The sequence below is a fragment of the Armatimonas sp. genome (assembly GCF_031410135.1).
Classification (GTDB): Bacteria; Armatimonadota; Armatimonadia; order Armatimonadales; family Armatimonadaceae; genus Armatimonas.
The window spans coordinates 1-11,909 of record NZ_JANNYP010000151.1; the positions used below are offsets into that span (position 1 = coordinate 1).

The following is an 11,909-nucleotide window of genomic DNA, read 5'->3' on the forward strand; positions in this document are numbered from 1 at the left end:
CCGCCAAGAGCTTCCCCGCCAGCTCCCACGAGCGCGGCGACGGCCACGCGGGCTGCTGCGGGTCGGGCTTGTGGAGCAGACTGGGCCGAAACGCTAGAAATGCGATGATTTCCTCCGTCACGCCGCGCTCAAGCGCCCATGCCTTGAAGCTGTCCATGTCCGGCCCCACGGAGAGATGCATAAAGCGGTTCGCCAGTGGCGCAGGCATCTCAAAGACCGCCGCCCGATCCTCCTTGCGGTTGCCTGCCGCCCAGATAAACCAGCCGTCGGGAACCGTGTAGCTGCCGACTTTGCGATCCAAAATCAGCTGTTGTGCGATCCCCTGCATCGTCGGAGGTGCCATGTTCAGCTCGTCGAGAAAGAGAATCCCCCCACGTCCCGACGCCTGCGGTAGAAACTCCGGCGCAAACCACCGGGACACGCGGTTCTCATGATCGGGAACTGGCAGGCCACGCAGGTCTGTGGGCGCAAGCTGCGAGAGGCGCACGTCCACAAAGTCCAGCCCGTGGCTCGCCGCCACTTGCGCCACAATCGACGACTTCCCCACCCCCGGCGGCCCCCAGAGCATCACGGAGAGAAAAAGCCGCTCGGCAACAAGACGGTCGAGGTAGGTACGAAGCTCACGGGGTGTCATGCTTCCATACTCCGCGAAACGTCCTCAAAACGGAAGCGCCAAGCAGGATTTCCGAGGCGCATCTTTGCGGCGGCTTGCACAAAAACATTGGCATCCCGTGCTAGACCTTCCAGTGTCTTTGTTGGCAGCTCATCTCGGCCAACACTGGCAAAACGTGCCAGCCAGTTCAGCGATGCCCACTCGCGTTGTTTGGCTTTTCCTCCCAGAAAACGTGCCAGAAAGAGTGGGGCTGGCTCGTCACGGAGACGGACGGAGAGCACAACAGGGTAGAGAGGATCGTCAGAGTCGGGCAGCGGGGGAAGTGGGAGGCGATGGACTCCGTAGTTATGGGTACTGGGAGCATTCAAACCATCGTGCACGGCTTGAGACGCGCTTGAGTTAGTCGCGACTCGCTCTCGTACCTCGATGGTGTCTCCCGCGAGAATGGCGAGAAGCTCCTCAGAGGCTGCGGGGTGTCGGGCAGCAAGCTGGCGTGCCCAGGAACCACCAAGAGCGAGGCGGATCAGCTCGGCCTTGGTTAGCTCCAGAGTGAACTTTTTCTGCACTCTTTGGAGGCTCTCGCTTCCGGAGGCACTCTGGAGAAGTGCACGAAACGAGCCTAGAGTGCCCGCAGTATCGGCAGCAAAAGTACTCTCGCGTAGAGGGCGGCGGCTCGACGAGGCCAGACGCTCACCGACGCTCTGAGGAGCTTTTCCCTCTTGCCAGGCAAGCTGAACCAAGGGCCAGTCCCCTCCGGGAAAGACTCCTGAGTCCGCGAGGGGAAGTGCCTCCACAATAGAGCACACTTCTCTCTGCCATCCGAGGTCAGCCTCGGGCTGCACGGCCACATGGAGACGTGCCGCCAGCGCAACCGTTGCATCGGAGTGCTGGGTGAGAAGAGTCACCAGCCACGCGGGCAGGTTGGTGTCGTTAAGTAGGCGACGCAGGACAAAGTAGGGCACTTTTTCGAAGAACTGCGGGTCTTCCATCAAGTAGAGTGTGGTCGCAGGATTCTCAACCAGCCCGGCACTACCGCCAGGACGCAGAGTCAGTAGTTTAATCAGTGTTTCCGGGTGCGTGTTCGGGTTGGCAGCAATTGCCAGCGCCAGCTCCGTTCCCTGCTTCATCCCAGGCGTGAGCACCTGCACGACACGCTCCAGAGTCGTTGCATCGGTCGTCGAATCCTGCGCCAGTTTTAACGCCGTGTCAATGGTCATGGCTCAAATCTCCAATTTCGTCCGGGGATTTCTCGCCCCCTATTTCGGGTAGTGAATAGGAATCGTCAGTGGGATGCATCTGAGAGTACTTCCTGGATCATGGGATCGGGGTGCGATGTCAAGTAGTCTAGCAGTGCCTGTGGGGGATGAGTCTGTCGCAGGAGGAGAGTGAGACGCACCGAGGATATCCCTAAGAACAAGTCGGGTGCCTCTAAGAGGAGTAGCTCTAGCACCGGGCTATGTACCAAAAACTCCGGGCGGGCAAGTGCTAAGGCACGTGCGACTGAGGTGGGGAGATTTGGGTGGAGCGCGAGGCGCTCACGTAGGGTTTCTCGCTCCTCTACGGTGAGGGCATCTCCTATCCGGTGGCGCTTCTCCCAGAATCTCTGTAAGTCTTCGGAGGACGTCTTAGGGTCTTCAAGCTTTTTCCATATTTCTCTTTGGTGCATTGGAGATGAGTCTTTGCGTTGCAGAATACCGCACGTAGCGGTTGCCGTCACGCTTGAGCTGGTGGAGCTGCTGGCGCGTGGTGGTCGGGCTTTGGGCGGCGAGCAGGCGGTCTTGCCAGCGATTCGCACGCCAGGGTTTACTGAGCGTGGATGCGCTGGCGCGGCACCTTCCGGTCCAGGGCTCGGTGGCTTCTCCGGCGAGTGCGATATGGAGCTGGGCTGCTTCTTGAACGCAGGTCGCACGTTGGAGCGCAAGATGCTCGACCAGCCAGCGGGGCAGGTTCTCATTGCGGAGGATCTGCATCAGCCTAACCGTATGGAAATTGAAAAACAACGGGTTTTCCAGCAGGAGTAGTGGGGCGGCGGGGTTCGCACAAAACGCCATAGGATCGCGCCGCGCCATCGGGCGGAGCGTATCTGGAAGGGTGTTGGGGTTTAGGATCTCTGTGGACTTCATACTCCCACACTCCAGTTGGGAGCAGGAATGCGGAAGGCTTTTCCAGAACTTCGGCTCATGAAACTGAACTCCAAGCAACTTCGACAGATGCACGACGACGGCTATCTGGTGCTGAAAGGCATGGTGCCACGTGTGATGGTAGACGCGGCGCGGCAGGCGATCAACCACCATATCGGCGAGTACGGAATGCCCCCCGACGAGCTGAACACCTACCGGGCACAGACCTACTGCCGCAGCATCACCAAAGAGCCCCCGCTGACCGATCTGTTCAATAAAACGCCAGTCTTCGCCGCGTGTGAGCAGCTGGTGGGGGAGGGGAACTTGCTCCCGGCCCCCAGTGCCCAAATCGCGCTGCGCTTCCCTCGCGCCGACACCGAGCCGCAGGAGCCACAGGGGCATATTGATGGCCAAGGAACCGGCACCAATGGCATCCCGCGCGGGGAGTTTGCGCGGAGCTTCACGATGCTCGCGGTCGTACTGATCTCCAACCTACCCAAGCCTTACTCTGGGAACTTTACGGTCTGGCCGGGGACGCACCGGCAGTTTGAGACGGTTTTCAAAGAGAAAGGCCCGGCCTATCTTGCCGATGGAATTGGTGCCGTCGAGCTGTGCTCCGAGCCGGTGCAGATCACGGGTGGGCCCGGCGATGTGGTGATCACCCACCACCAGTTGGTGCACACGGCGGTCGCCAACTCCTGCCCCGATATCCGCTACGCCGCGATCTTCCGAGGGCGTCACAAAGATGCCGAGCAGAACGGAGTTGCCGCTATGACGGATATATGGCGCGAGTGGGAGGGGCTCAGGCGGGATTCTTGAGAGCGGACTGCTCCAGCTCGGTCAAGCGTTTTTGGGCTAGGCCTGTCCAGAAACTCTCGATTCCCGGCGCACTTGCTTTTTGCCAAGCTGTACGGGCCTCTGTAGGGTTTTCGAGTGCGGCCTCAGCAACTCCGATCCCGTACCAGACACGGCGCAGGTCGAGTGGGCAGGGGGTTAGGGCGAGGTAGCGCTCCCAGTGCTCCCGTGCGACGGTAAATTCGCCGAGGGTCTGTGCGGCTACGCCGCATGCACAGTGGCCAGTTTTCTGGGTTGTCGTGTCTTCCGTAAGGGCATCAAGTTGAATGTTAAGTGTCGCGAGGGCCTCATCATAGCCTTCGTGATCTCCTACCAAGGCAAGGGCACAGAGGCGCTCTGCCTGTGCCCAGGTTTCCAGTTTGGCATCTCCCGCAAAAGCTTCCGTCGTTTTTCCCAGCCACTCCAGTGCTGTCTGAACCTCGCCTTTTAAGACAAAGATGCGTGCGCGACCCAGTGCCAGAGTTGCCTGAGTTCGTGCCGCCAAGTGTGGGATTGCGAGTCCGGGTGCACGACCCGCGCTATCCAGTGCGACCAAGGCATCGTCGTAGCGACCCCATGCCTGAAGTATTTCTGCCTGAAGGAGGCTGCTCATCCGCCGCCCAGAAAGACTCAGGGGAAGTGCTTCGTTGGCAAGTACCATCGCCTCATTGAGCTGACCTAGCTGAAGCTTGACATTACCCAGTTGCGAGAGGGTCTCAGCGATTTTATCGGGGTTGCCCTCCTGGCGTGCTAGTGCTAGCGACGTCTCTTTGTGAAGGATGGCTTCTTCCCAGCGGTTCAGGTTAGTGAGTGCCAGCCCCGCCATGTTATGGGCAACACGTGTCAGGGTGGAATTAAGGGCATTGCGTCTCAGTGCTGTCTCCGCTGCCTCCAACGTCAGCGGATACTGCCCTGCATGCCAGGCACTGAGCGCCAGCTTGACCTCTATCTCGGCTCGGGTGGCATCCGAGGAGTGTCCTGCCTGGGAAAGAACACGCTGAAGTATCTCAGTCGCTTCGGCGTGCTTGCTCTGCCTAGAAAGGAGCGCCGCACGTTCCAAGAGCAAGTCTGGGTTGTCGGAGTTGCTGGTTACGGCCTGTACTGCGGCTCGCTCTTGCTGCGCCTCAGCAGTGCGGTTCTGGCCGTCGAGGCAGTCCGCCAGACGGAGACTTGCCTTGGCACGCAGACTTCTGCTATGTGGTCCCACTTTGAGCGCTTGGCACTGCGCCTCGGCTTCCATGAAGCGTTTTGTCTCCATCAAGAGAAACGCGTAGTAAAAACGCAGGTCGAAGCGACCCCGCTCGCCCAGCGGTGTCCAGAGCCTTAGCCCCCGCTCACAGAGGTGGATTGCCGCTGGCGCGTTGCCCCTTGCCGAGAGCTGGCGGGCCGCTGCAGGGATGACATACTGCACGCGAAACGCACGAAGCATTATCCACATCAAGCCAATAGCAACAACAATAACAATGAGGAGCGGGGACATAGATCTATCTCACTCTGGACTACCAGGCGTAGGCTTCGGGGGCGGGGCCGCCTTTGCCAACGGGCGGGAAGATCTCATCGAGCTTCTTGAGGGTCTCTTCCGAGAGCTTGATTTCGAGGGCACGTAGGCTGCCGTCGAGCTGGTTGGTGTCGCGCGGGCCGATGATCGGGGCGGTGACGACTTTGTTGCTCAATAGCCACGCCAGCGCGACATCGGCGGGGTTCTCACCCAGCTCGGCGCAGAGTGCTTCCCAGGCCGTGATCTTGACTGTCAGTGCTTCGTCGAGCTTGATGCCCGCGCGACGGCCTTCGGTGGGCTTTTGGAGAATTCCACCGAGCAAGCCACCACCGAGCGGGCTCCACGGAATCAGTCCCAGGCCGTAGTGCTCGCAGGCGGGGATTACTTCGAGCTCCACCGTGCGGGCGTTGAGGTTGTAGAGGCTCTGCTCACTCACCAGGCCGAGGAACTTGCGCTGCTTGGCGTTCTCTTGCGCGGCGGCCAGATGCCAGCCGCCAAAGTTCGACGAGCCGATGTAGAGCACTTTCCCCTCATGCACCAGCTGCTCCATCGCCTCCCAGCACTCGTCCCAGGGGCAGTCGCGGTCGATATGGTGCATCTGAAAGAGATCAATGTAGTCGGTCTGCAGGGCGCGTAGGCTATCCTCACAGCCCTTTTTGATGCGCAGCTTGGAGAGCCGTCCCTCGTTAGGCCAGTCCCCGACTTTGTTGTAGGCTTTGGTCGCCAGCACCACTTTCTCGCGCCGACCACCGCCCTGCGCAAAGTAGTCGCCCATGATCTTCTCGGTGATGCGCTCGCCGAGCTTCCAGCCGTAGACATCGGCGGTGTCCCAGAAGTTAATGCCCAGCTCCAGTGCGCGGTCCATGATGGCAAAAGAGTCCTCAGGGCTGGTCTGTGGCCCAAAGTTCATCGTTCCTAAACACAGGCGAGAGACGCTCAGCCCTGTTCGTCCCAGACGGGTGTACTGCATCGTGATTTCTTATCCTCCGGGCGTGAGTATACCCGTCGGGCACACCGGGTAGAATAAGGGCTATGCGTATTGATTCTTTAAGAGTCGAGAACTTCCGGTGCTTCGTAAAAGAAGAGTGGGAGTTTGCCCCCGGTTTCAACGTCTTCATCGGTGATAACGGAGCGGGAAAAACTGCAATCCTGAGTGCTTTAGCGGTAGCTACAGGATCGTTATTCTTAGGAATAGATGGAATTGCATCACGCATTATCCAGGTTAATGATGCACATTGCACTATTTTTAGTGAAGGCGATAATCTTTTTGTTGAAGATTTTTATCCTGTATCAGTGGAATCGGAATTAAATATTTATGAATCTGGAATTCTTATAAAGAGAGAAAAGAAAAAGAGAAATGGGACGACAACTTATTATGGGGCGAGGAATATAAAAAATGTAATGTTATATGTTTTTAATGTATTGAAAATACAGTCTCAATTCGAATTGATTGATAATTTAGTGAGTGTTAGGGGTGATGAATTTCGAAAAGAATCTTTATCAGTTAAAGAAAAAGCTAGGTCGGAATTGAAGTCCGCCGGTATTGATGCCGATTTGGTGGTTTATTTGCCTTTAGCTGCTGCTTATAGTGCTGGGCGAGCTTGGTTGAAATTAAACAAGAAAAGTCAGAAACTAATCAGGCCGATTCCAAGAATGCGTGGTTACGAAAACTGTCTTGATGCAGCTTCGGATGATGCGTTTCTCTATGATTGGTTTCGTACTCGCGAATTGGCGGCTTTACAAAAAGGCGGGGTTTCTGAGACGATGCAAGGAGTTCGGGCGGCGGTGGTGGCTTGTCTTGGTGAGGAGTGGGAGCAGATTTGGTACGAAATTGATCTTGGCGAGATCATGGCAAAACGTAAGGATGGGACACAGCTTCCGGTACGGCTTTTGAGTGATGGGCAGCGCAGTATTCTGGCAATGGGGCTGGATATGGCGTATCGGGCGGCGGTGCTGAATCCGCAATTGGGAGGAAGGGCGGCGCAGGAGACGCCGGGGGTGGTGTTGATTGATGAGCTTGACCTGCACCTGCACCCGAACTGGCAGCGGACGATTGTTCCGAACTTGCGGCGTGCGTTTCCGAAGGTGCAGTTTTTTGTGACGACGCACTCGCCGATTATCTTGCAGGGGCTTGATCCTAAATTAGATAGGGTGATTCGATTGAATGCGCCGGGGCCGTCTACCTATCCGCCGGTGGAGGATTTTATTGATAAGCCTCTGGAAGATATTCTGATGGATGTTCAGGACTACCCGGCGTTCAAGCTCTCCGAGCGGCGGCAGAAGATGATTGCGGCGGCGGAGAAGTACTACACGGTGCTCAAGCAGGCAGAGAAAGCGTCGGATGCGGAGCTGGAGCGGCTGAAACAAGAAATGGATACGCTCGCGCTGCCGTTTCACGACGACTATGCTTATGTCGCGTTTTTGAACATGGAGCGGCAGGCGGCACTTGGGGAGCGAAACTGAGTGCGGCCTGTGGACAAGGGGGCTGTACAGGGGCCATTCACGGATCATCGTCAAGCAAGAGATTTATTGATTGACCAGCTCGGGGACTATTGTTGCTACTGCGAGCGGCCCTGCGATCCTGATGTGGAGCATGTGGAGCCAAAAGGGCTGCCACAGTACACCTACCGGACGCTGGACTGGGATAACTTTCTGCTGGACTGCTCAGTGTGCAATCGGCAAAAATGGGATGATGATCCCCGTGTGCTCCTCCACTACTTTCCTCACGAGGTCAATACGGCGTATGCCTTTCGCTACGACGAGGCGAGCAACGAGGTTGTGTCAAATTTCAATGTTAGTACCCATCCCAATGAGCACGGTGCGGCGGAGCGCACTATTGCCTCGTTGATAGATCTCAATCGGCGGCTGGATTCTGACGGGAGACCGGATCGGCGTTGGAAAAAGCGACGGGAAGCGTGGCAGGCCGCACGAAAGGCACGTCAGCGGCACCTGTCGAACTTGCCCATCAGCCAGAAAGATATTGAGTCTATTCGGGCGCTTGCGCTTGCGACGGGCTTTTTCTCGATCTGGCTAACGGTGTTTCAAGACCAGCCTGCGGTCTGCTTGGATCTGATTCAGGCATTTCCGGGAACGCGGCAGGCTTGCTTTGATTTAGCAACGGGCCTGCCGGTTCCCGATATTCACTTATAAAACTAGGCGGGTTTGGCTGGGGGAGCCTTGGGATGGGGCTTTTTCTTCTCGCTCTCACGGGTGCCGCCGACTTGCTCGTACTGGTCGCTGTTTTTTCCGTACTTGGCGGAGACTTTGGTGAGGATGCGACCGCCCAGGGTGATGTTGTACTCGCGCTCGGCAGCCGTGGCGGCGTTGGCAAGAGCATCGGCCTCGGCGAGCTTGGCGTTGTAGGCGTCAATCGCGGCGGCGGCGGCGGTGCGCTTGGCGGTGAGATTGACAACGGAGACTCCATCTCCTAGGTCAAGCTGAGGGTCAATCGCGGTCATTCCCGCAATTTTTTTATCGGTTGTACGGGACTCAAGAGAGAGGGTGCGGCGTTTCAGTGCCATAGGTTTATCTGCCTTTCTGTCGGAGGGTTTGGTGTCAAAGACGTCCCTATTGTATTTCTTAGAAAACTCGATGTCAAGGCTGCCGTGGATGTCTGCGCAGTCTCCTGGTAGGTTCTAGGCAAGAGTGGGAATGTCCCAGATGTCAGCGGGAATGTTTCAGGCGTTCGCGGGGATGTTTTTGTAGAGAGAGGGGACATGCCAAGAGATGCTTTGAACCTACCAGGAGACAACGGGGAGGTTTAAGCGAGCAAGTCCTTCGGTGTCGCCGATGGCAGTGAAGGCGTCGCGGGCCTCGGTGCGGAGGGCGGTGGCTTCATCGGGATCGGTGAGGAGCCTGCTGAGGGCGAGGGCGACATTGCCTTGCTCGTGCCGGTAGCCGAGGTTGCGGCAGAGAGGGAGGGCTTCCTGCCAGAGAGCTTGCGCCCGCTCTGCATTTTTTGCGTCACGCTCGACAAAGCCTAGCTTGCTGAGGGCGATGGCGAGCCCAATCTCATTGACGTGCTGGCGGTTTGCGGTAATGGCCTGGCTGAGAGAGTTGCGGGCGGCGTCTAGGTTGCCCAGATCGTGCTCAATGACCCCGAGCCGAATGAGGGTTGCGGAGAGGCTTCCTTGCTGCGTGCTCTTGAGAAGCTGGAGGGTTTCAAGATAGAGGGCGCGTGCTCCAAGATAGTCTTGCTGGAGGCGGGCGTTTATCCCTAAGTTGCCTAGAACACGGATTAGTAGGCGCATGTCTCCCTGCTGCTCGCAGAGCTGGCGGCTCTCTTGCAGGAGCGCACCGGCTTTGGGGGCATCGTTGCGGGCTTGTTCAAGCAGAGCCCAGAAGTAGAGAAGCGAGGCACGCTGGGGATGGTCAGAGGACACTTGTGGCACTAAAGTCTCGTAGAGCGCGATTCCCTCGGCGGTGCGCCCTTGGATCACAAAGGCATCCCCCAGCTCCCGTGCCAGGGTGAGGGCAATTTCGAAGGGGGCGTAGTGAAGGGCTACGCGGAGGTTGTCACGGTGCAGGGTGAGCCGCTCCAGCCAGGCAACTTGGCTCTCTTGCCTGCGCTTCCAGGGAAGGGCGGTCTGTGCAAAGGCCACCAAGCGTGTGCGATCTTCGGGGAGCTGGTGGGGGGTGAGAAACTCGCGCAGGGTCTCCAGTAAGCTGTAGCTCCCCGAGGAGACCCGGAGCCAGGACTTATCCACAAGGCGCGTCAGGACGTCCAAGACTTCCAGCTCCTCGGTGTTGGGGGCGAAGGCAATCTCCTGCGCAAGCGCGCGGGGCCAGCTTCCCACCAGAGTGCTCAGGGCGGCGAGAGCGCGTTTCTCGGCGGGGCTGAGCTGCTCCCAGGAGCCATCCAGTGTGGCCTGAAGGGTCTGGTGCCGGTTCACCCGCCGCTGATCTGAGCGCAGCAGGCGAAAACGATCCGTCAGGCGCGCTTCCAGCTCCTCGATCTGCATCACGCGAAGCCGCGCTGCCGCAAGCTCCAGCGCGAGAGGTAGCCCTTCGAGCTTCTGACAGAGGCTCCGAAGCGCGTCCTCGGGCAGGTCAATACCGGGCTGCGCAAGCCCCGCCCGCTGGACAAAAAGCGCCACCGCTTCATCGCTCTGGAGTGGCTGGAGCCGAAAGAGCACCTCGCCGGGAAGCTGGAGCGGCTCGCGGCTGGTCACGAGCGCCTTGGCTTTGGGGCAGCGGCTCAGGAGAGCTTGGACAACCCGCGCCGCTGTCTCGATCATGTGCTCGGCATTGTCTAGGAGCAAGAGCGTGGGGCTTGCCTGAAGCGCCTCACTGACGGCGGTTTCCGTGAGCGTTGCCAGCTCTAGTGCCTCGGCGATTGCCTGCCAGAGTCGGGGCGCGGTGGTGGTAGCGGGCAAGAGCGAGAGATCCACAAAAACTGCCTCGCCGCTCTCGGCGGCCACTTCCAGCGCCAGACGCGTCTTGCCCAGACCGCCCATGCCCAGCACGCTCACCAGGCGAACGCCCTCACGCTGGAGCAGCTCGCGTAGCTTAGTCTTCTCGACAGAGCGACCCAGAAAGGGAGTCAGAAACGCGGGTAGCTTGGTGGCAGTACTTGGCGGTGAGAGTAGCGCGGTGATTGCCGCCGCACGTTTTTCCCGCTCGGCAAGGATCCAGTCGTCGGTGAAGCCCTCCAGAAATGGCCCGGTGTAGAGTGCCTTTGCAGCTTCTGTGTCTCCGCTCTGGAGCGCTGAATCTAGGGCGAGCACATCACAAAACACATCCGAGCCCGAGAGCTCCAGCCGCAGTGCCTGGTAGCCCTCGGCTATCAATAGGTCTGCATCGGGGCCGAGTGTGCGTCGTAGGATCGCCAGTGCCTGCCGCAGGTTGGTCGCCCCCACCGTGCTTTCACTCTCGGGCCAGAGGGTATCGGCGAGAAACTTGCGGTCCACGCTCCGCCCGGCATTCAGTGCCAGGAGCGCCAGCAAGCTCACGGCCTTGCGGGTTCGGGGCAGAGGAAGTGCCACACCCGTGCGCTGAATCTGGGGAGAGCCGAGAAATCTAAGTGTGAGGGACACTGACTTAAATTCCCGAAATTCACAGAAATAACCTGCCTGGTTCACACTCTGTTCACGCCTGCTGCGCAAAAATGCAGGAATGAGAAAGATTTTGAGTTTCCTTGCTCTGACAATGGCATGTGGTCTAAGCGCAACACAGGCTCATCAAAAGACGCAACGGCAGCAGCTACCGCCACGAGGGGAGCGAGCAACGGTTGTGGGGGGAGTTACCGCGCCGCTTGCAAAGATGACCGATAAGAATAAAGGCCGGACAATGCTGACCGCCGCCACGTCGCGCTTGGTGACGGGGGCGACCCGCCGCCGCTTGGTCTTGCCTGTGCAACGGCAGATCCGCTCCGATGTGTCCGTTGTCTCTGAGGCCGCTGCCAGCGCCACGCTAAAAAAAGAAAAACTCCCCGCCAGCGCCTACGCGCCGCAGTCGGTAAACTTTGGCGAGCTGAAAGTCAAGCAAGCCGTTCGTACAACGATCACCGTGGTCTGTCCCACCGACGGTGAGGTGAGCGTGCGGTACAAAGACAAGCTCTCCCAAACAAATATCCTCCAGCTCTCGGTGTTTGGCGGTGACTGGAGCAGCGATGAGCCCCAGAGTGCCAGCCCCGTGCTAATCCGTACAAGTAACAACGGACGAATCTCTGCCAAAGCTGGGCAAGAGCTACGCATCGAGCTGGAGTTTGTGTGCGCTCAGACGGGCCGCATCAACGGCACTCTTGAGGTGAGCGGCGACGACTGGCAGGCCAGCATCCCCACCACGGCTGCCGTCAGCCTGCTCGGGCCGCTCGTCGGTGCACTTATCTTGCCCGTGGATCGTG

At 58.7% G+C, this 11,909-nt stretch carries 12 protein-coding genes; 4 read left to right on the plus strand and 8 right to left on the minus strand.

All coding sequences use genetic code 11. The annotated features are described in order from the left end of the window. The 4 genes from RMO15_RS05395 to RMO15_RS05410 all read right to left on the minus strand — a co-directional run. Positions 1–634: MoxR family ATPase (locus tag RMO15_RS05395; protein WP_309708870.1), on the minus strand; the 634-nt coding region annotated here is incomplete at its 3' end. Further along, positions 631–1,830, minus strand: coding sequence for a hypothetical protein (locus RMO15_RS05400; RefSeq protein WP_309708873.1), 1,200 nt, complete (start codon positions 1,828–1,830; stop codon positions 631–633). The genes RMO15_RS05400 and RMO15_RS05395, both read right to left, overlap by 4 nt. A 65-nt stretch (positions 1,831–1,895) precedes the next feature. Next, positions 1,896–2,279, minus strand: coding sequence for a hypothetical protein (locus RMO15_RS05405; RefSeq protein WP_309708876.1), 384 nt, complete (start codon positions 2,277–2,279; stop codon positions 1,896–1,898). Beyond that, a complete protein-coding gene (locus RMO15_RS05410; protein ID WP_309708879.1) occupies positions 2,248–2,736 on the minus strand; it encodes a hypothetical protein in 489 nt (162 codons plus the stop codon). Before RMO15_RS05410 ends, RMO15_RS05405 begins: the two co-directional genes overlap by 32 nt. Positions 2,737–2,793: 57 nt before the next feature. Between RMO15_RS05410 and RMO15_RS05415 the strand changes: the two genes are divergently transcribed. Then, positions 2,794–3,552: a hypothetical protein gene (locus tag RMO15_RS05415; protein ID WP_309708882.1), complete on the plus strand. Its 759-nt coding sequence runs from the start codon at positions 2,794–2,796 to the stop codon at positions 3,550–3,552. Here RMO15_RS05415 and RMO15_RS05420 read toward each other — a convergent pair. Then, positions 3,536–5,047 carry a tetratricopeptide repeat protein gene (locus tag RMO15_RS05420; RefSeq protein WP_309708884.1) on the minus strand — a complete coding sequence of 504 codons (1,512 nt, stop codon included), beginning with the start codon at positions 5,045–5,047 and terminating at the stop codon, positions 3,536–3,538. The genes RMO15_RS05415 and RMO15_RS05420 overlap by 17 nt on opposite strands. Positions 5,048–5,066: 19 nt before the next feature. Then, positions 5,067–6,035 carry an aldo/keto reductase gene (locus RMO15_RS05425; RefSeq protein ID WP_309708886.1) on the minus strand — a complete coding sequence of 323 codons (969 nt, stop codon included), beginning with the start codon at positions 6,033–6,035 and terminating at the stop codon, positions 5,067–5,069. Between the two features lie 62 nt (positions 6,036–6,097). On the opposite strand from RMO15_RS05425, the gene RMO15_RS05430 reads away from it, so the two are divergent. Further along, a complete protein-coding gene (locus tag RMO15_RS05430; protein WP_309708889.1) occupies positions 6,098–7,528 on the plus strand; it encodes an AAA family ATPase in 1,431 nt (476 codons plus the stop codon). Beyond that, positions 7,529–8,215, plus strand: coding sequence for a hypothetical protein (locus tag RMO15_RS05435; RefSeq protein WP_309708892.1), 687 nt, complete (start codon positions 7,529–7,531; stop codon positions 8,213–8,215). A gap of 2 nt (positions 8,216–8,217) precedes the next feature. Here the strand turns inward: RMO15_RS05435 and RMO15_RS05440 are convergent, their stop codons facing one another. Then, a complete protein-coding gene (locus tag RMO15_RS05440) occupies positions 8,218–8,586 on the minus strand; it encodes a hypothetical protein (RefSeq protein ID WP_309708896.1) in 369 nt (122 codons plus the stop codon). Between the two features lie 216 nt (positions 8,587–8,802). Beyond that, complete coding sequence (locus RMO15_RS05445) at positions 8,803–11,100, minus strand: NB-ARC domain-containing protein (RefSeq protein WP_309708898.1); 2,298 nt, start codon at positions 11,098–11,100, stop codon at positions 8,803–8,805. 79 nt (positions 11,101–11,179) lie between these two features. Between RMO15_RS05445 and RMO15_RS05450 the strand changes: the two genes are divergently transcribed. After that, on the plus strand, positions 11,180–11,909 hold a 730-nt coding region (locus RMO15_RS05450), incomplete at its 3' end, for a hypothetical protein (protein ID WP_309708901.1).